This window comes from Marinobacterium nitratireducens (assembly GCF_014645375.1).
In the GTDB taxonomy this organism is placed as follows: Bacteria; Pseudomonadota; Gammaproteobacteria; order Pseudomonadales; family Balneatricaceae; genus Marinobacterium_A; species Marinobacterium_A nitratireducens.
The window spans coordinates 350,877-370,733 of the sequence record NZ_BMLT01000004.1 but is presented as its reverse complement, the minus strand read 5'-3'; the positions used below and the strand labels follow the sequence as shown (position 1 = coordinate 370,733).

At 64.5% G+C, this 19,857-nt stretch carries 14 protein-coding genes; 5 read left to right on the top strand and 9 right to left on the bottom strand.

What is annotated here, in order from left to right; genetic code table 11:
* Positions 1 to 14 precede the first annotated feature (14 nt).
* Positions 15 to 845 (bottom strand): AraC family transcriptional regulator, encoded by an 831-nt coding sequence (locus IEX85_RS09970; RefSeq protein WP_188860430.1) that lies wholly within the window; start codon positions 843 to 845, stop codon positions 15 to 17.
* 53 nt (positions 846 to 898) lie between these two features.
* Positions 899 to 2,395: a glycerol-3-phosphate dehydrogenase gene (gene glpD / locus IEX85_RS09965; protein WP_188860429.1), complete on the bottom strand. Its 1,497-nt coding sequence runs from the start codon at positions 2,393 to 2,395 to the stop codon at positions 899 to 901.
* Positions 2,396 to 2,468: 73 nt separating this feature from the next.
* On the opposite strand from glpD, the gene glpK reads away from it, so the two are divergent.
* Positions 2,469 to 3,947: a glycerol kinase GlpK gene (glpK, locus tag IEX85_RS09960; protein WP_188860428.1), complete on the top strand. Its 1,479-nt coding sequence runs from the start codon at positions 2,469 to 2,471 to the stop codon at positions 3,945 to 3,947.
* Positions 3,948 to 3,995: 48 nt separating this feature from the next.
* Here the strand turns inward: glpK and IEX85_RS09955 are convergent, their stop codons facing one another.
* Positions 3,996 to 4,799, bottom strand: a complete 804-nt coding sequence (locus IEX85_RS09955; RefSeq protein WP_188860427.1) for an endonuclease/exonuclease/phosphatase family protein — start codon at positions 4,797 to 4,799, stop codon at positions 3,996 to 3,998.
* 224 nt (positions 4,800 to 5,023) lie between these two features.
* Here IEX85_RS09955 and IEX85_RS09950 point away from each other — a divergent pair, with 224 nt between their 5' ends.
* A complete protein-coding gene (locus IEX85_RS09950; protein WP_188860426.1) occupies positions 5,024 to 6,244 on the top strand; it encodes an MFS transporter in 1,221 nt (406 codons plus the stop codon).
* Between the two features lie 86 nt (positions 6,245 to 6,330).
* Positions 6,331 to 8,028, top strand: coding sequence for a phosphoethanolamine transferase (locus tag IEX85_RS09945; RefSeq protein ID WP_188860425.1), 1,698 nt, complete (start codon positions 6,331 to 6,333; stop codon positions 8,026 to 8,028).
* Here the strand turns inward: IEX85_RS09945 and IEX85_RS09940 are convergent.
* Genes IEX85_RS09940 through IEX85_RS09930 form a run of 3 tightly spaced genes read right to left on the bottom strand, consistent with a single transcriptional unit; the run spans position 8,013 to position 10,702 of the window.
* Positions 8,013 to 9,227, bottom strand: coding sequence for a sensor histidine kinase (locus tag IEX85_RS09940; RefSeq protein WP_188860424.1), 1,215 nt, complete (start codon positions 9,225 to 9,227; stop codon positions 8,013 to 8,015). The two genes, IEX85_RS09945 and IEX85_RS09940, sit on opposite strands and share 16 nt — an antisense overlap.
* Positions 9,228 to 9,229: 2 nt before the next feature.
* Positions 9,230 to 9,913 carry a response regulator transcription factor gene (locus IEX85_RS09935; RefSeq protein ID WP_188860423.1) on the bottom strand — a complete coding sequence of 228 codons (684 nt, stop codon included), beginning with the start codon at positions 9,911 to 9,913 and terminating at the stop codon, positions 9,230 to 9,232.
* 42 nt (positions 9,914 to 9,955) lie between these two features.
* Positions 9,956 to 10,702 carry a phosphatase PAP2 family protein gene (locus IEX85_RS09930; protein WP_188860422.1) on the bottom strand — a complete coding sequence of 249 codons (747 nt, stop codon included), beginning with the start codon at positions 10,700 to 10,702 and terminating at the stop codon, positions 9,956 to 9,958.
* Between the two features lie 133 nt (positions 10,703 to 10,835).
* Between IEX85_RS09930 and IEX85_RS09925 the strand changes: the two genes are divergently transcribed.
* Together IEX85_RS09925 and IEX85_RS09920 are read left to right on the top strand one after the other, a co-directional pair.
* Complete coding sequence (locus IEX85_RS09925) at positions 10,836 to 12,200, top strand: aldehyde dehydrogenase family protein (RefSeq protein WP_188860421.1); 1,365 nt, start codon at positions 10,836 to 10,838, stop codon at positions 12,198 to 12,200.
* Positions 12,201 to 12,329: 129 nt separating this feature from the next.
* Complete coding sequence (locus IEX85_RS09920) at positions 12,330 to 13,070, top strand: class II glutamine amidotransferase (RefSeq protein WP_188860420.1); 741 nt, start codon at positions 12,330 to 12,332, stop codon at positions 13,068 to 13,070.
* A 583-nt stretch (positions 13,071 to 13,653) separates the two neighbouring features.
* On the opposite strand, the gene IEX85_RS09915 is transcribed toward IEX85_RS09920, so the two are convergent.
* The 3 genes from IEX85_RS09915 to IEX85_RS09905 form a co-directional block, all read right to left on the bottom strand.
* On the bottom strand, positions 13,654 to 15,642 hold the full coding sequence (locus IEX85_RS09915; protein ID WP_188860419.1) for a flavohemoglobin expression-modulating QEGLA motif protein: 1,989 nt from the start codon (positions 15,640 to 15,642) through the stop codon (positions 13,654 to 13,656).
* Positions 15,643 to 15,846: 204 nt separating this feature from the next.
* Entirely contained in the window at positions 15,847 to 18,123 is a 2,277-nt protein-coding gene (gene ptsP / locus IEX85_RS09910) for a phosphoenolpyruvate--protein phosphotransferase (protein WP_188860418.1), read from the bottom strand.
* A gap of 238 nt (positions 18,124 to 18,361) precedes the next feature.
* On the bottom strand, positions 18,362 to 19,645 hold the full coding sequence (locus IEX85_RS09905; RefSeq protein WP_188860417.1) for an NAD(P)/FAD-dependent oxidoreductase: 1,284 nt from the start codon (positions 19,643 to 19,645) through the stop codon (positions 18,362 to 18,364).
* Between the last annotated feature and the right edge of the window lie 212 nt (positions 19,646 to 19,857).

Sequence of the window (19,857 nt, the reverse complement as noted above, 5' to 3'; positions counted from 1 at the left end):
TTGCAACCAGCGTCTCAACCCCTGAGGATACCGTTCCTGTATTGTCCCGGCGTGATACCAAGGGCGCGCTTGAAATGCCGGTTGAGGTGACTCTGGTCGCTGAATCCCGCGGTCAGCGCCGCGTCGGCCGGAGCGAGTCCCGCGCGCAGCAGCCGTCGGGCCTGGATCAGGCGGCGCTGAACCAGGTAGGCGTGCGGTGGCAGACCGACGTCGCGCTGGAACAGCCGGTTCAGGTAGTGCGGGCTCAGGCCGCACAGCGCCGCAAGGTCGGCCAGTGACGGGTTTTCGTGGCTGTATGCGTCGAGGTACTCCCGTACCCGTCGTACGGCATCGCGCTCGTTGCCGGGCGGCGCCGATGTCAGCCGCTGGCGGCCATGACGGCGGTTCAGTTCGCCCATGACCCCGAGCCAGGCGCTGTCGCAGAGCAGCCTGTTGTCGCTGCGTTCAAGCACCTCGATCAGCTGGCGCAGACGCTGTGCCAGCGGCACATCACGGATCACCGGACTGGCGAACCAGGGCAGCCCGCTGCCCTCGAAGGACTGGGCCAGACTGATCATCAGCTCCGGCGACGGATAAAATCCCCGGTAGCGGCAACCGGCATCGGCCTCCTGACCGTCATGTACCGTATCCGGATTCACCAGTACGATATCGTCGGGGCCGGCCACGTGGCTCGCGCCCATGCAGTGGAAGCGTTCGGCACCGCTGTCGATGACATGGATAGCGTAGCCCTCATGGACGTGACGACTGTAGACGGCACCGTTGTAGCGGTAGTGCAGCAGGTCGAGGCCGCCGAAATCCGGCAGGTGTCGAAAACGGGCATTATCGATGGAGGTCGGGGTGTCCATGGTATTGGCAGGCTGAAGGGTTGCGCCCTTTATAGGGATGGTGGTGGCAAGAATCAAGTCTCGCCGGCCAAGGCATCAAGGAGCCAGGACTCGAGTCGCGCGACATCGGCGGGTGCGAAACGCAGACCGAGTTTGCTGCGGCGCCACAGGATGTCCTCGGTGCTTTGCGCCCACTCGTGCCGAACGAGATAGTGTGCTTCCCTGGCATAAAGATCCGCGCCGAGGTGAGCGCCGAGATCGCCGATGCTGTTGCAGCCCTCGAGTATCCGCCAGCTCAGCGTGCCGTAGCTGTGCGCGAAGCGGTCCGCCAGCCTGGGGGGCAGCCAGCGGCAGTCCCGGAGCAGCGACTGCGCCAGCGTCGCCGGATCGTCCATATCGCCCCCGGGCAGAGGGGCGTCACGGGTCCAGGCGGAACCTGCCGCCGGGAAAAAGGGGGCTAGGCGGTTGCAGGCCGTTTCCGCCAGGCGTCGATAGGTCGTGAGCTTGCCGCCGAACACCGACAGCAGTGGTGCATCGCCTTGCGGTGCATCGAGTTCCAGACTGTAGTCCCGGGATGCCCGCTGGGCGCTGCCGCTGCCCTGCGATGCCAGTGCTCTGACGCCGGCATAGTGCCACACCAGATCCTCCGCCTGCGTCTGGCGGCGGAAGTGGCGGTTGACGACGTTGAGCAGGTAATCGATCTCCGCCGCCGAGATCTCCGCGTGCGCCGGGTCGCCGTGATAGTCGACGTCGGTGGTGCCAATCAGCGAGTAACGCTCCTCATAGGGAATGACGAAGACGATGCGCCCGTCCTGGTGTTGCAGAATGTAGGCCTCGCTACCGCTGTAAATACGCGGCACGACGATATGGCTGCCCTTGACCAGTCGCAGCTGCTGTGGCGCTGACCGGCCAAGCACGTCGGCAAACAGCCGGCTTGCCCAGGGGCCGGTGGCGTTCACCAGCGCCCGGGCGCGGTGCTCGAAACGCCGCCCGCTGCGCTCCAGCGTCAAACGCCAGATGCCGTCCTCGCGACGGGCCGCCACACAGCCTGTGCGTGGCAGGATCTCGGCGCTGCGCTCACGAGCGGCCATCGCGACCAGCACCACCAGGCGGGCGTCGTCGATCCAGCCGTCGGAGTATTCGAAGCCGCGCACGAAGTCCGGGCTGAGCGGGTCATCGGGCCCGAAGCGCACGGCGTGGGACGGCGGCAAGCTGTGGCGCCGGGCCAGGTGGTCGTAGAGAAAGAGTCCGGCGCGGACCTGCCAGGCCGGACGCAGGTTCGGATTCAGCGGCAGGCGAAAGCGCAGCGGATGGCTGATATGGGGCGCATTGCGCAGCAGGATCTCGCGCTCGTCGAGGGCTTCGCGCACCAGCCGGAAGGCGCCCTGCTCGAGATAGCGCAGACCGCCGTGGGCCAGCTTGCTGCTGCGTGATGAAGTGGCGCCGCCGAGGTCGCCGCTCTCGCACAGCAGCACGCTCAGTCCGCGACCGGCCGCGTCCAGCGCGATGCCGACGCCATTGATGCCGCCGCCGATGACGATCAGATCCTGAATATCCGCTGCTGCCGGCATGCTCCGTCCACCTCATGCATCGCCCCTTACTATAGTATTCGTATTCCACCACTGACGGCCGGGGGCGTTTCGGATGCGGGCAATACTTGCGATCGATCAGGGAACCACCAGTTCCAGGGCCATGCTGTTCTCCGCGGATGGCCGGCAACTGGCGTCGGCGCAGCAGGATTTTCGCCAGCACTTTCCCCGCGATGGCTGGGTCGAGCACGACCCCGCGGAGATCTGGCAGGGGGTGCTCTCGGTCTGTCGCCGTGCGATCAGTGATGCCGGGCTCGCGCCGTCGGATATTGCGGCGCTCGGCATTACCAACCAGCGCGAAACCACGCTGGTCTGGGACCGGGCATCCGGCGAGCCGGTATATCCGGCGATCGTCTGGCAGGACCGTCGCACCGCCGCTTTCTGCCAGTCGCTCAGGGAGCGGGGACTGGAAGACATGATCAGCGCCAGGACGGGGCTGCTCATCGATCCCTACTTTTCCGCCACCAAGATCCGCTGGATCCTGGACGAGGTGCCGGATGCGCGTGCGCGAGCCGAGCGGGGCGAGCTGGCGTTCGGCACCGTCGACAGCTTCCTGCTGTGGCAGCTGACCGGGGGACGCGAGCACCGCACCGATGCCACCAACGCCTCGCGTACGCTGCTGTTCGATATTCATGAACAATGCTGGGATCCCGAACTGCTGGCGCTGTTCGACATTCCCGCCTCGATGCTGCCGCAGGTGATGGACTCGGCCGCGGACTTCGGCGCCACCAGGCGGGACTTGCTGGGCGCGGCGATCCCGGTCTGCGGTATCGCCGGCGACCAGCAGGCGGCACTGTTCGGTCAGGCCTGCTTTCACGAGGGCATGGCCAAAAGCACCTATGGCACCGGCTGTTTCCTTATGCTCAATACCGGCAAACGGGCGCTGCAGTCGCAGCACCGCCTGCTGACCACCGTCGCCTATCGCCTCGACGGCGAAGTGACCTACGCGCTCGAGGGCAGCATTTTCGTTGCCGGGGCGGCCATCCAGTGGCTGCGCGACGGCCTGCACCTGATTGCCGCGGCGGGGGAAAGCGAGCCCCTGGCGCAGCGCACGGCGCCGGATCACGGGGTTTATCTGGTGCCGGCCTTTACCGGGCTCGGGGCGCCTTACTGGGATCCCGACGCCCGCGGCGCGATCTTCGGTCTGACACGGGACACCGGCATCGGCGAAATCGTCACCGCCGGCCTGCAGTCGGTGTGCTATCAGACCAAGGATCTGCAAAAGGCCATGGAGAGCGACGGTGAGCGCCCGGTCGCTTTGCGGGTCGACGGCGGCATGGTGGCCAACAACTGGCTGCTGCAGTTTCTCGCCGATATTCTCGGCGCGACGGTCGACCGGCCCGCGATCATCGAGACCACTGCACTCGGCGCCGCCTATCTGGCCGGGCTCAGGTCAGGACTCTACGACTCGACCGCGACGCTGGAAGCGTTCTGGCAGCGGGAGCGGCGTTTCGAGCCGAGAATGGACAAACCGGATCGCGATCGTCTCTACGCCGGCTGGACCCGGGCGGTGGCCCGTATCCACGGCAACTGAAGGCGGCGCGCGGGAGGCCGGACAGGCTCAACCGCGCAAGGCCGGAGTTCAGCTGTCCCGGCTTTCCAGTTTCAGGCGGATCTGGGTGGCAACCGGCAGGTGGTCCGAGATCCGTGTGTCCAGCGCCCGCGCATCCAGTACCTCGACGGTCGGCGTCGCCAGGATATGGTCGATGGCGCGCTTCGGGCGCCAGCTTGGAAAGGTCGAGTCGCCATGCAGCGCCGCCAGACTCGCCTGCTGCAGCCCCCGGTGGTTGTTCAGTTCCGGCAGGTCGCAGTTGAAATCGCCGACGACCAGGGTGTCGGTGCGGTCATCGACCAGCTCGGCGAGGAAATGCAACTGGCGGGCGCGCGCCTGTCGGCTCAGCGCCAGGTGGGCGATGATCAGGCGCAACGGCTCGTATCCCGGTGGCCGTATCTCCACTTCCAGTGCACCGCGGCCGGGTACCCGGCCGGGCAGGGTATGGGAGCGCACCTGCCGCAGTGGCCAGCGTGACAGGCAACCGATGCAATGTCTGGCGAAGGGCGCCAGGTCCCGCGTGACCGAGGCTTCCCAGTGCGGCAGCCCGGCGCGTTCGGCCAGGTGCGCCACCTGGTTCAGACGTCGGGTACGCAGGCTGCCGGCGTCGCATTCCTGCAATGCCACGATATCGAAGTGGGAGGCCAGTTCCGCGATCCGGTCGAGATTGTCCCGTGCCCCGCGGGTCGGCACCAGGTGTTTCCAGGCCCGGGTAACGTAGTGCATGTAGCTCGAGGTCTGCAAACCCACCTGGATGTTGAGCGAGAGCAGGCGCACCTGCCCCGGCGAGTGGGGGTGAAACAGAGGAGCGCCTTTGGGATCGATGGTGGTCATGTCACCTTCAAGTATGGAGAGCGGTGGATAAATGGCAAATAGTGAGTGGTAAGAGGTAAGGGGCATGTGGCGAGTCGGTAATGGCCGTACCTCTGCGATATCCGGGAATAGCGCCATAACGCTGTTGCGCGGATTCCCGGCGGGCTGCATAGTGACCCGTAGGGCGCCATGAGCGCAGCGAATCGCGCCGACCACTCACCACTGACCCTGTATCACTTGTCACCATGAAAGCCCCAACAACCGATCTCCCTGTCAGCGCCTTCAACCGCAACGTGGTGCTGCTGTCGCTGTGCCAGGCGCTGCTCAATACCGGTACTATCCTGCTGGTATCGGTCAATGCGCTGATCGGCCGCGAACTGGCGCCGTCGGTGGCATTGATCACGCTGCCGATGGCGCTGCAGTTTCTCGGCCTGATGACCGCGACCATACCGGCATCGCTGATCATGCAGCGCATCGGTCGCCGCAACGGTTTCGTGCTCGGCAACCTGGTCGGGCTTGGCGGCGCCCTCTGCTGTATCGCGGCGCTTGAGTGGTCGCATTTTACGCTGTTTTGCACCGGCACCTTTCTGCTCGGTATCGGTATCGGCTTTGGCATGCTGTACCGCTTCGCGGCGGTCGAAGCCGCGCCCGAGGGGCAGCATAGCCATGCCATATCGCTGGTGATGGCCGGTGGTGTCATAGCCGCGGTGCTGGGCCCCAATCTCGCCATCTTCAGCCGCGGCTGGGTCGGCTCGACGCCCTTCAGCGGCGCCTTCGTGGGATTGCTCGGTCTGTACGGACTGGCGCTGGTGCTGCTGAGCCGGGTGCGCCTGCCGCAGCCGGCATCGCACCTGAGCGCTGATCGCGGACGTTCGTTGCGTCATATTGCCCTGCAGCCCGTATTCCTGATCTCGGTAGTCGCAGGGGTCACCAGCTATACCGTGATGAACCTGCTGATGACGGCCACGCCGCTGGCGATGGACCGCTGCGGTTTCGCTTTCGACGACGCCGCGCACGTGATCCAGTGGCATGTACTGGGGATGTTCGTACCGGCGTTCTTCACCGGCCGGCTGGTGGACCGCTTCGGCGCGCCGCCCATAATGCTGGCCGGTGGCGCGCTGATGCTGCTGTGCATCTTCGTCAACCTGCAGGGACAGAGCGAGTGGCATTTCTGGCTGGCGCTGGTGCTGCTGGGGATCGGCTGGTGTTTCATGTTCGTCAGCGCCACCTCCTATCTGACCCGGGCCTACCGGCCCGAGGAAAAGGCGCGCACCCAGGCAGCCAACGAGTTTCTGGTTTTCAGCTGCGTCAGCCTGTCGGCGCTGCTCGCGGGCTGGCTGGAAGCGACCGTTGGCTGGCTGAACATGAACTGGCTGATGCTGCCGGTGGTGCTTTTTGCCATGCTGCTGGTGGTGGCGCTGACCCAGTGGCCGGCTCCGGAGGACGCGCCGGGTCAGCCGACCTGACCGGCTCACCTGTGCGACTTCACGTTGTTCTCACGCAGGTACCGTTAGGGTAAGGGCAATAAAATCCGTAGCAGGAATCTTGCTCCATGACCCTCGCTCTGTCTGCAGGCTGGCAACGTCTGCGTCCAACTCTCTCGACCAGCCAGTTTCGTCTGCTGATCGTGTCGCTGCTGGTGCTTTTCTACAACGGGCCGCTGTGGCAGCTGGTATCGAGCCAGCCTTCGAATGGCCCGTTGTCGCACCTGCTGTTCGTCGGGGCCTTTTTCACCCTGATGGTCGCGCTCTATCTGTTGTTCCTGACCCTGGTCGGGTTTCGCATCATTCTCAAGCCGCTGGCGATACTGCTGTTCTTCAGTGCCGCCATGGTGTCCTGGTTCATGGATGCCTACGGCATCGTCATCGACAAGACCATGGTGCAGAACCTGTTCGAGACCGATGTCGCCGAAGCCGGCGAGCTGTTCAGTCTGCCGTTGTTGTGGCACCTGACGCTGTACGGCTTGCTGCCGTCTCTGCTGGTGCTGGCGCTACGGGTGCGTCGGCGCGGGCCGGGGCGCGAGTTCCAGGCGGCGCTGGCATCGGTGTTGATGTGCATGGTGGTGGTGGGCCTCAACGCCGCCGTACTGTTCAAGGATTATTCGTCGCTGTTTCGCAATAACCGCCAGATCCGCAACCTGGCCGTGCCGTCGAACTATCTCTACTACGGCAGCCGCTATCTGGCCGGCGCCTACGACGCCAGTTCCAAACCGCTGCAACGCCTGGGCGAGGACGCCCATATCGTCGATGCTGGCGCCGCTGCCAAACACCCCCGGCTGCTGGTGGTGGTGGTGGGTGAAACGGCGCGGGCCGATAATTTTTCCCTCAATGGTTACGGGCGCGATACCAACCCGCGCCTGAGCCAGGAGGCGGTCATCTATTTCGACCAGGCCAGTTCCTGCGGTACCAGTACCGCCGAGTCGCTGCCATGCATGTTCTCGCTCAACGGTCGCCATGACTACAGCCGGGAAGAGGAAAGCCATCGCGAAAACGTGCTGGACGTGCTGCAGCACGCCGGCGTGGACGTCCTCTGGCGCGACAACAACTCCGGTTGCAAGGGTGTATGTGACCGGGTCGATCAGCAACCTGCCAGCCTGTTCGACTCGGCACAGTTCTGTGGCGAGGATGAATGCTACGACGAAACCCTGCTGACGGCGCTGGATGACTATCTGCAGTCCGGCAGCGGCGACAAGGTGGTGGTGCTGCACCAGAAGGGCAGCCACGGTCCGGCCTACTACCTGCGCTACCCGCAGTCGTTCCAGCGCTTCACGCCGGTATGCGACAGCAACCAGTTGCAGGCCTGCAGCGAGCAGGCGATCCGCAATGCCTACGACAACACCATCCTGTACACGGATCATTTTCTGGGTCAGGTGATCGGCTTCCTCAAGGCGCGTCAGGATCGCTTCGACAGCGCCATGCTGTACATGTCGGATCATGGCGAATCGCTGGGGGAGGGCAACATCTACCTGCACGGCATGCCCTACGTGCTGGCGCCCTCCGAGCAGACCCACATACCCTTCGTGGTGTGGCTGTCCAGCGGTCTGGCCGGCAGCGACGGCATCGATACCGAATGCCTCGGTGCCGAACGGGAGCAGAGCCTGAGTCATGACAACCTGGCGCACTCGGTGCTGGGGCTGATGAACGTCAGGACGACGGTGTACGACGCGTCACTGGATATATTTCGCGGTTGCCGGCAAGGCGGCTCGGCGCTTGCCGGCGAGGAGCAGCACCAGGCTCAGGGACCGGCCTGAGCCGCGAAGTGCAGCTGCGCGCTATAACGTCGGGGCTCCTGCGTCAGCTCGAGCCCGATACCGGCATCCTGGCATAGCTGGCTGGCGATGAGCAGGCCGTAGCCGTGGCTTTGTGCATCGGCATGGTCGCCGTCGCCGATATCGTTGCTGATGGTCAGCGTATCGGTATCGTTGCCGATGCGGATATGGCCGTCGCCGTGGATCAGGGCGTTGCGCAGCAGGTTGTCGATGACCACCGACAGCACGAAGGGGTGGACCTGCCAGTGACAGTCGTCAAGCGTGACTTCCAGTTGCCTGCTCTGGAGTGCCGGGTGGCTGGCGAAGAGCTCCTCCAGAATGTGTTCCAGCCCCGTCCGGTCGACGCAGCCTTCGGGCGCCGGTTTGGTTTCCCGGCCGAGCCAGAGAAACGCCTCGATCAGCTTGATCATGCGGCTACTGGCGTCGTCGATGCGCTTCAGTGCTCTTGAATTGATCTCGGACGGCGGTACTGTCTCGCGCAGCAGGTCGAGGGAACTGCGCACCACCATGATCGGCGATCGCAGCTCGTGGCTGGCGAACCGGGTGAAGTTGCGCTCGCGGTTGATGAATGCCGCGGTGCGTTGCAGCAGCGATGCGAACTGGCGACTCATGAATCCGATTTCGTCATTGCGTTCCAGCGGCTCGAGCACCGGCCGAGCCGGGTCTATATGCTCCAGCTGCCGGGTCAGCTGCCGGATCGGCTGTGTCAGCTGCCAGGTAATCAACAGCGTCAGGCCCATGGCGCCGAACGTGATCAGCGCGATGCCGCCGAGTACCAGCAGTATTTCCGCTTCCTCCTGCTTGCCGCTTTCCAGGACCTCTTCGACGTTGTGCATGACCAGATAGTAGGGCTGACCTGTTTGCGGGTGCCGCCGTACGACCAGCAGATCCTCGTTCGGCAGCGCCTCGGTTGCCGGTGGCGTTAAGGCGCGCCAGGCAACCGGGACGTCGTCATTTTCCCGGTACAACGTCATCATGTCGAACAGTTCCAGTGCCTGAGCGGGTACTTTGCCGGCCAGGGCCTGATCGACGCGGGAGCCGATATAGTCGACGAACTGTTGCCGGCTCTGGTGCTCGATGCTTTCGATCAGGTGCCAGCCTGCCAGCCAGTAAAGGCTCATCAGCAGGAAGGTCGAAAGGCCGGCGGTCAGAATGATCTTGTATCGGAGGGTCTGCTTCATCGTTAGCCCGGGGGCGGCATCGGTTCAACCAGGCGAAAACCGACACCGCGTCGGGTTTCGAGCATGGGTTGGGAGAAGGGTTTGTCCAGCTGCATGCGCAGCTGATAGAGGTGCGAGCGAAGCGCGTCGCTGCCGGGGGGCTCGGAGCCCCAGAGCTCATGCTCGAGTTCTTCGCGCGTGACCATGGCCGGCGCGCGGGCCACCAGTAGCTTGAGAATCCTGAAGGTCAGTGGCGTCAGTGCCAGGGGGGCGCCGTCGCGGGTCGCGGTGCCCTGCTCGACATCGAGCTCGAGCGGGCCGAACGAAAGCTGGCGAAGCTTCTGGCGCGAGATCCTGTGGCTCAGCGCCTCGACGCGGCACACCAGCTCCGCCATCGCGAAGGGCTTGACCAGGTAGTCGTCGGCGCCGGCGCGAAATCCCCTGATTTTATCGTCGAGGGTGTCGAGCGCGGTCAGAAACAGTATCGGTGTACTGCAGCCCTCGCTGCGCAGGCGCTCGCAGGCCGAGAGGCCGTCCAGCCGGGGCATCATCACGTCGAGGATCAGGACGTCATAGCGGTTTTGCCGGCACAGCTCCAGCACCTGGTTGCCGTTTGTGGCGCAGTCGGTCTCGATGCCCCGCCATTCCAGAAAATCGGCGATGCCTGCCAGGATATTGGCATCATCGTCGGCGACCAGCACTTTCATAACGGCGTCACTGCTCTCCCTGCGACTGCGGGCCCGGAGTGATCAACCCGGGGTGATTCCGCGATTATGCGGCATCAGCATCCAGCGGTACAACAACAGCGAACTGAACCAGCAGATCGCCAGGGTCCAGAGGTCGTGTGACAGAAAATGGGCGCCGCGCAACTGCTGGGCGGCGCCGAAGGCCAATCCGAGCGCAAGCCCCGGCAGCAGCGCCAGGCGGGCTCGCGCAGGCCAGTAGTGCAGGCAGACGAAATACAGCGCCAGCCAGGCATAGCCGGCACTGGCGTGGCCCGCGGGAAAGCAGCCACCACCGCCGTCGCCGGAAATGGCATCGAACAGCGGATGATAGGGCCGGTCGCCGCCGTAGCGAGTCAGGCTCCAGGGGCAGTCCTGGGCGCTGAAATGCTTGCCGAGGCTGACCAGGGTGACGCCGGTCAGCGCGGCGGTGGCGAGGTATCCCAGACCGCGGCGCCAGCCCGCCAGACGGCGCACCGGCCAGGTCAGACCCAGCAGCACCAGTACCAGCACCAGCAGCAGCTGGCTGAACCCGCGGCCGCCGCTATGCAGCAGATCCGATGTGAGCCAGTTGTCGCGCAGGGCCCAGGCATTGCCCTGGAGGCGGAACCAGCCGTCCGCCAGGCGCAGGTCGAGATCGAAGTGCCGCACCAGCTCCTGCAGCACAACAAAGGCCAGCAGCGGCAGCAGGCCGTGCCACAGCCAGAAGTGTTTCGTTTCAGCTATCTGGGGGCGCGGCAGCGCCACTGAGGCGGATTCTGCGGATGTCGTCAACTCGATGTCTCTCCCTCTGGGTGGAACATGATCGCGAGGCCAGCCTAGCGCCTGCCGCGTGAAGCGTCGGTGAAGAGTCGCGAGCCCGACGGGCAGCAACTATCCTGAAGGTCAGGCTGACGGAGGTGCTGCTATGAGCTATCTGATCTCCCTCAATCCGGCCACCGGCGAGCCGGTAGGGGAAGTACCCACCACGCCACTCGAGGCGATACCCGCCATGGTCTGTGCGGCGCGCGACGCGCAGGTCGAGTGGAGCCACCTGAGCGTAGAGGAGCGCGGTCACTGCCTGCTTCAGGCGGCCCGGGCGCTGGAGGACGAGGCTCCGGAACTGGGCGAGCTGCTCAGTCAGGAAATGGGCAAGCCGTTGCGCAAGGGGATCGGCGAAGTCCGCTTCTGTGCCGCGTCGATAGCGCCCAGGGTCAAGCAGGCGCTGGCGGCGCTGCAGCCTCGCCTGAGCGCTGACGAGGATACGGCCTCGACGGTGTATTACGATCCCCTGGGCGTTTGCGCGGTGATAAGTCCCTGGAATTATCCGATGTCGATGCCGCAGTGGATGCTGTTGCCGGCGCTTTTGTGCGGCAACACCGTGCTGTTCAAGCCGTCCGAGGAAACGCCCCTGACCGGCCAGGCTTACGCTGAGCTGCTAAACCGCTTTTTGCCGCGCAATGTACTGCAGGTGGTGCAGGGCGCGGAACAACAGGGGCGGTCGCTGGTCGAGGCCGATATCAACATGGTGGCCTTTACCGGCTCCAGGGAGGCCGGACGGGACATCATGGCGAGGTCGGCGCCGGGCCTCAAGCGCCTGATGCTGGAATTGGGCGGCAAGGATCCGCTGCTGGTGCTGGATGATGCGGATCTCGACGCCGCGGCGGAATTCGCCTGCGCCAGCAGTTTCGAAAACTCGGGTCAGGCCTGCGTCTCCACCGAACGGGTTTATGTCGACCGCCAGGTCGCGACCTGCTTCGAGCAGCGCGTGGTCCGGCTGGCGGACGGCTACAGCCTGGGGCCCTGGCACGATGCCCGGGCGCGCCTCGGGCCCATGATCCACGAGCGTCAGCGCCAGCACGTACTCGACCAGATCGCCGCCGCGCTCGCGGCCGGTGCACGCCGGCTCTACGGTGATGACGATCATCCCCCGCGGTATATAAAGCCGACCATTCTTGCAGACTGCACCCCGGACATGGCGATCATGCGCGACGAGACCTTTGGGCCGGTGATGTGCATTCAGGCCTTTGATGGCATCGACGAGGCGTTGCGACTGGCGAATGATACCGACTACGGCCTGGGTGCGGTGGTGTTCGGCGAGGACGAAGAGCAGGCCTGGCAGGTGGCGCGACACCTGGGTGCCGGTATGATCGGTGTCAACAAGAGCTGTTTCGGCACTGTCGAGTGCCCCTGGGTCGGCGCCCGGCAGAGCGGTTACGGTTATCACGGATCGGTGGAAGGTTTTCACCAGTTCTGCCAGCTGCGGGTGATCAGCAAGAGTAAAGATAGTTAACAGTTATGAGTTAACAGGGTTGAGTTTACCGCTAAGGGTGCGCTTGCTTCGCGGGCGCTTCTGTATACTGTCAACTTCCCTCGGTTGACTTGCCTTATACTGTCGATCTCACACTGCTGACTGGCCTCTATGTCTACTTTATTCGCCTTGTCCAGGGATCTGGCGGCCCCCGTTGGTCCCGAGTCCATTTCAGGCCCGGTCGGGGACATGCCGGCCCAGGGGCTGGCATGCTACGACGGTGCCGATGCCCTGCTGATACGGGATGTGCACAGTGCCGGGCTGATCGAGCACTTTCTCCAGCGTTACCGGCGCGACTGCCGCCTGCTGTTGCTGCGCCGCAGCCTGCCCGCAGCCGATGCTGAGCTGGCGGACAGTCAGCCGTTCGCCCGGGAGCTGGAGGGACGCAGCCATCTGTTCGTTTTCGAAGGCAGCCTCGCCGGGCTGGACGACGGACGCAAGTACCCGACCTCGCCCTATGCCCCGATCGGGGATACGGTCGCCGAACGCGCCTTCTGCGTGCTGATGGCGCGCATGCGTGCCCTCTGGCAGGACGGCAAGCCGCTGCCCGAGGTGAGGCTGGCGGTGGTCACCGACTTTGCCGCACGCATGCGCCCGCTCGGGCTTGCCAATTTCCTCTACTGTGACAGTGAACTGCTGTTCGTCCACGGCCATCACCGCGCCGACGATACCGACTTGTCGGGGCTATTCGTCAGTGCGGGGGCAGGGGAGCTGCGCGTGGCCTCGCGGCCGCAGCGCAGCGGTGACTGGCAGCCGATCGAGCCCGGCGAGGTGCTGATGATACGCGGCGCCGAGATCCTCGAGCGGGTGCCGCCGGTCATACTCTGGAGTCAGATCGAAGACGGGTTGTAGGATGGGACAAGCGATGCATGGCAGGCGGGTGAAGATTGGCCTCGCGGCGCGGGCATCGCGGCCCCGTCATATCGATCGTATTGCAGATCGATTCGGTTCAGGTGGCGGAGCGGGCGTTGGGTTACGCGACTTCGTCGCTGGACCCAACCTACAAAAGCATGACTATGCGCACCCCGTCATATCGATCGTATCGCAGATCGATTCGTTTCAGGTGGCAGAGCGGGCGTTGGGTTACGCGACTTCGTCGCTGGACCCAACCTACATAAGCATGACTATGCGCACCCCGTCATATCGATCGTATAGCAGATCGATTCGTTTCAGGTGGCAGAGCGGGCGTTGGGTTACGCGACTTCGTCGCTGGACCCAACCTACAAAAGCATGACTATGCGCACCCCATCATATCGATCGTATAGCAGATCGATTCGTTTCAGGTGGCAGAGCGGGCGTTGGGTTACGCGACTTCGTCGCTGGACCCAACCTACAAAAGCATGACTATGCGCTGCAGGTTGATTGGATTCGGTGGGCACGGATGTTGGGTCCGCTCCTGCATCGCGTGCTCCATCCGCCTCACCGACCGTCGAAGTCAGCGTATGCAGGACACCAGGTAATCGAGTTCCGGCGCGGACTGGCCCGGCTGCTCGAGGCAGATCGGCAGGTGCTTCGGCGGCGTCAGCAGTTCCCGGGCCAGCAGGTCGTCGATCAGGTCGATGAACTCGAAGCCGGTCTTGCCGATGAACAGGCCGCGGATATCGCGGCTGCGATAAAGCTGCAGGGCGTCGCGGAAACCGCTGAGATAGAGATGGTCCTTGGTGAACCCGCCGCCGCGATGGACGCGGGTGCAGATGCGGAAGGCTTCCTCCCGGTCGACGTCGTAGTCCTCCACCAGGGTGCGCCAGGTGCGGCAGAAATCGCCATAGCGGATCATCAGGTCGACGGAGATCACCCGTAACGCCAGGCTCTGCAGACGCTTGAGCGTGAGGTTGCCGGACAGGTACTCGCTGAAGATCGCCAGCCCCTCCTGGGTATGGGTGGCGCCGGGCAGTCCCAGGGAAAATACCTCCAGCGGTTGCAGCTTGGCGTTGAGCGAGGTGGTCATGTGCACCCCCAGCTCGTGATGCGCCAGGGCGTGAAGCTCCACCGGCGAGACCTTCGCGGAGCGGCGTACCAGCAGTGCCTTGCGGCCGTTGTTCACCATCGCCGCGGCGACCAGGCGGTCGGACAGCTCGACCTTGCACTTCAGCCCCCAGTCGTTGGCCAGCTGCTGGAAGCGGGGCACCATCTCCTTGGAGTTGAGTTCCTCGCCGTTGAGCTCCTCGGGGCGGTCGGCGGCGTGCAGCAGGAAGCGGGCGTTGGCCAGTTCGCCCGGCGTCGGTTCGCCGTAATAGCGCAGTGAGTTGTAGAGAAAACTGTCGGTGCCGATGCTCACCAGCAGGTCGATGCGCTCGGCGAGGGCGTCGATGACCTGGCGGTAGAGCTGGCGCAGCGAGGGATCGCGGATGGCGTCGACCGGCAGGCGGTAGAGTTTTTCGCGGTGGGCGTAGGGGTCGATGCGCAGCTGCCGGTAGCGAAAGCGCGGCGCCTGGCGCCCCTGGGATTTGAGAAAGCGGCGCTGCTCGCCGGGCATGTTGATCGGGTTGATGTAGAGCAGCGTTTCCAGTCCGCGGGCGAGCTTCTTGAGTTCGCGGTCGACCAGCAGCACCTCGGGCGGCAGTTCCGCCGGCAACAGATCGTTGCGTCTGAGCGAGCGGCCGGGAAAGGTGCGGCTGGCGTCGGCGGTGGTTTCGAACAGCACCTCGTGCAGCCCGTGCTGCAGGGCATTGACGACCATCGGGTAGGGCTGGCCGCTGCCGGGGTCGAGAAACACTTTCTGGATCTCGATCGGTATGGTCAGGGCGCTGCCGTGATGTTCGCTGACATGGCTGGCGGTGTAACCGCCGCCGTGCTGGCGTTCGCCGAAGCTGACGCGATTGGCGAGGTTCGGCAGTTCGATCTCGCCAAGGCGTCGCTGCAGGCGCTTGAGCAGCGGTTGCCACTGATCGCCCTCGATATCGTCGACGGCGATGTTGATCTTGTTCTGGCCATCGCGCATCTCCTCGAACGGGCAGCTGTGGATATCGAACAGCACCACGTGGCGATGATCCTCTTCCAGCGCCCATAGCAGTGCGTCGAGAATGCGGTAGATGCGCTGGTGCCGCTCCTCGCCGCGCCGATGCATGGTCTTGGTTGGCGGACGCTGCCATAGCGGCAGCCCGCTGATCTCGCTGCGCAGGGATTTTTTCAGCGGCTGGCCGAGGTCGTACTCGAGGCGGGAATCCTGGGCGCACAGGGTGATCGGCATCAGCTCGATGAGCCAGTCGCTGCCGCGGTCCTCGAGCTGCATGCGCTGGCTGTCATCGATGGCCAGGCGCGCCTGGCTGTCGGCCTGCAGCCGGGTGCCGGCGTGGAAGGCGGTGCAGATCAGCGGCAGATATTCGTCGACGCGGATGCAGAGCGAACCATCGCGAAGACGGGCGTTGAACGGAGTGCGACTGTGAATACGTTCGAGAATCTGGTTTTCGGTCAGGGTCTGCATCCATGGCTCCGGTACACTGACGGGTATTGGGGAGCCTGCGAACGTGCCCGCAATGAGGCCTGATGGGCGCGAAGAGACCCGATGGGATCTGTTCGCAGGTTCCTTGCGAAAGTGTCGGTGCTTTTACACCGTCTGTACAGCATTCATTGGCACGTGCGCATGCCAGTGGGCGCGACTTCAGCGATTGCGAAAACGCCTCAGTCGCTAGCCCGGCTCGGGTCCTGTGAGGTTCTTCAAACCCAGGCGCCTGAGTTCGGCGCCGAGCAGTTCGCGGATCTCGGCCTCGTTGTTGAACTGCAGCGCCCGCTGCAGCAGATTGCGGGCGGAGCTGCTCTCGATCGACCGTATCAGCCACTTGATCTTGGGAATACTGTGCGCGCTGAGGCTTAGGGTGCGCAGTCCCAGTCCCACCAGCAGCAGGACCGCCGCCGGGTCGGCCGCCATCTCGCCGCACAGCGACAGCGGGGTGCCGCTGGCCTCGCAGTGGCTGACGATCTGCTCGAGCGCCACCAGCATCGCCGGGTTGAGGTTGTCGAACAGTGCCGCGACCTTGGGGTTGTTGCGATCGACCGCCAGCAGGTACTGGGTCAGGTCGTTGGAGCCGATCGACACGAAGTCCACCAGCGGCAGCATGCGTGGCAGCAGCAGCAGCGCCGAGGGGACCTCCACCATCATGCCGATCGGCGGGCGTGCGACCGGACAGTCTTCCGACGCCAGCTCCTCCAGGGTGTCCTCGACGATATGCATGAAGGTCTGCAGTTCGTCGACCCGGCTGACCATCGGAATCAGCAGTCGCAGGTTGCCGATTTCGGCGTTGGCCCGCAGCATGGCGCGCAGCTGCGTCACCAGCAGCGAGGTGTTGTCCAAGGTGAAGCGGATGCCGCGCCAGCCGAGAAAGGGGTTTTCCTCGCGGATTTCGAAATAGGGCAGCTGTTTGTCGCCGCCGATATCGAGGGTGCGCATCGATACCGGCAGCGGCGCGTAGGCGTCCAGCACCTGGCGGTAGACCTCGTACTGCTCGTCTTCGGTGGGGAAGCTCTCGTGCAGCATGAAGGGGATTTCCGAGCGGTAGAGGCCGACGCCTTCGGCGCCGTTCTTGCGTCCGGGGGTGACGTCGGCCAGCAGGCCGGTGTTGGTCAGCAGCTGGACGCGCACGCCGTCGAGGGTTTCGGCGGGCAGATCGCGCAGGCTCGCGAGCTGGTCGATGAACTGCTCGTCGGCGCTCTGCAGGCGGCGATACTCGTTGATCATGGCGTCGGACGGCGTGGTGATGCATTCGCCGCGATAGCCGTCGATGATCGCCAGCTGGCCGTCGTGATTTTTCAGGTCCAGCCCGGTAACGCCCATCACCGCCGGAATGCCGAGGGCGTTGGCGACGATGCCGGTGTGCGACAGCGCCGACCCGCCGGTGCAGATGATGCCCTTGATCTGCTCGGGATGGTAGACCGAAAGGTCGGCGATGCTGATCAGGTCGCCGGCCAGCAGCAGGTCGCGACGTTCATTGCCGTTGCCGAGGGGCTTTTTGCTCAGCATGTGCCGCAGCAGGCGGTTGCCGATATTGCGGATATCCTCGCCGCGGGCGCGTATGTAGGGGTCTTCGGCGTTGTCGAAATGCGCGGCCAGCTCCCGGCTGCTCTCGCGCAGCGCCCAGGGAGCGGTGGAGCCCAGGCGGATGTGCCGAACCACGGCATCGCGCAGCTCCGGGCTCTGCAGCATCATCAGGTAGACCGCGAACAGGTTCGACACGTCGGACGGCAGATTGTCGCCCAGGCGTGACGCGCCCAGGGTCAGTTCCTCTTCCAGCCGTTCGACGGCGGTATCGAAGCGCGCGAGTTCCGCCTCGGCGTCGGTACTGCGCTCCTCGGTAATGTCCTGCAGGCTGAGATTGAGGTGCAACACCTCGAGATGGCCGCAGGCAATCCCCGGGGCTGCGCGTACGCCGGCATGACGGTTGTGCTCGAATGCCGTCGGTCCCTGCGGCAGCCAGTCGCCGGAGCGCTGAATCGACTGCAGTGTGCCTGCCAGCTGGCTGGCGATGGTCACCATGAAGGCTTCGGCCTCACGGCTGAACTTTTCCTGCACCGTACCCTGGATCACCAGTACGCCGATCAGCTCGCGCAGGTGTATCAGTGGCACGCCCATGAACTGATGATAAGGCGCCTCGTGCGTTTCCGGGATATAGACGAACTTGTCGTGCGTCGGGGCGTCGGCAAGGTTGAGCGGGTGCAGCGTGCGGCCGATCTTGCCGACCAGACCCTCGTTCAACGCCAGGCTGACACGGCCGACCGAGTCCGGCGCCAGCCCCTCGGTGGCGGCCAGAACCAGCCGTTGCTGCGATGCCGACTTGAGGTACAGGCTGCACACCGGCACCTCGAAAATCTCGGTGAGCTTGATGACGATCTGATGCATCGCCGCGATCGCATTCTCGGCGCGGGATATTTCCTGTACCAGCGACGTCAGCGTCGATAGCGATTGGAACATGGTCGAACTCCGGAGTCCTTGTTGCGGGGAGTTGACGGGTCACCTGAGCGGCCGCAACGGCCGGTCGGATCCGCTCGGCGCCTCGAGGAAATCATCGGTGGGCCTGTTCCCGATACTCGCACAAGGTTGGAAGCGGCGCAATTGGCGGGCGGGCGCAGCCACGAGGGCGGCGGCCTGGTGTGAGGTTTCGCCCCGAAAGGCACCCGGAGGTGCCGGTCAGGGCGAAACGCCGCACTGTTCAGTGCAGCTTGAGGCGCGGGCGAATGACCCGGTTGATGCGATCGACCAGCGTCACCAGTACGGTCTTGGTCACGCCGTAGAGCGCCATCTGGTGCATGCGGTAAAGCGAAATGTAGACCAGCCTGGCCAGGCGGCCCTCGATCATCATGCTGCCGCGGGTCAGGTTGCCCATCAGGCTGCCGACGGTGCTGAAGCGGCTCAGCGACACCAGCGAGCCGTGGTCGCGGTACTCGTAGGCCGGAATCTCCTGGCCGTCGAGCATGGCGCGGATATGCTTGTACAGATGCGACGCCATCTGGTGGGCCGACTGGGCGCGGGGCGGCACGTTGCCGCCGTCCGCCATCGGGCAGGCGGCGCAGTCGCCCAGGGCGAAGATGTTCGCGTCCAAAGTGGTGCGCAGGCTCGGCGTCACCACCAGCTGGTTGCGGCCGTTGATCTCCAGACCGTCGAGTTCGCGGGTGACCGGTGGTGCCTTGATACCGGCGGCCCAGACCATCAGATCCGCTTCGATCAGTTCGTCTTCAGCGGTGATCAGGCCCTCGGCGGTGACTTCGCGGATGCGGGTCGCCGAACGCACGCTTACACCGAGTTGTTCCAGCTCATGGCGCGCGGCGCCGGCGATACGCTCCGGCAGCGCCGGCAGAATGCGCGGCCCGGCTTCGATCAGCGAAACCTCCAGCGGGTGGATATCGGCGTTCTCGAAGCCGTAGCTGGTGAGTTCGCGGGCGGTGTTGAACAGCTCCGCCGACAGCTCGACGCCGGTAGCACCGGCCCCGACGATGGCGATTCTCAGCGGCGTGGGACTGCTGCTGGAGCGCAGATAGGCCTGCAGCAGCTGCTGGCGGAAGTGCTCCGCCTGATGGCGGCTGTCGAGGAAGACGCAGTGCTCGGCGGCGCCGGGCGTGCCGAAGTCGTTGGTGACACTGCCGATGCTCAGCACCAGCAGGTCGTAGTCCAGCGCGCGGCGCGGCAGGATCTCGTTGCCTTCGGCATCGGTCACCGGCGCCAGGTATACCTGGCGGCGTTCGCGGTCGAGGCCCTGCAAGGTTCCGGTGCGAAACTGGAAGTGATTGTTACTGGCCTGGGCGCGATAGCTGAGTTCATCGATACCGGCGTCCAGCGAGCCGGTGGCGACCTCGTGCAGCAGCGGCTTCCACAGGTGTGTCTGGTTGCGGTCGACGAGCGTGACCTCGAGTCCCTTGCGGCCATGGCGGCGGCCGAGGCGGGTGGCCAGTTCCAGGCCTCCCGCACCACCGCCGACGATGACGACTTTCTTGTTCATGTTTTACCTCAAACGTGCAGTTGCAGAAATCTGGAGCCGCAGTCGGTCGCAAATTGGCAGCAGCGAGTCGTGAGGAGGGCTGCAGGGCGACCGTATAGGGCGAATTGCTGGCTAGAATAGCAACAACCTGTCGGATGCTTAACCTGTCGAAAGCTTATTTTCGTAAATTTCACAAAAATAATGTCGCTTCAACGAAACGGCGGTCGCGACGG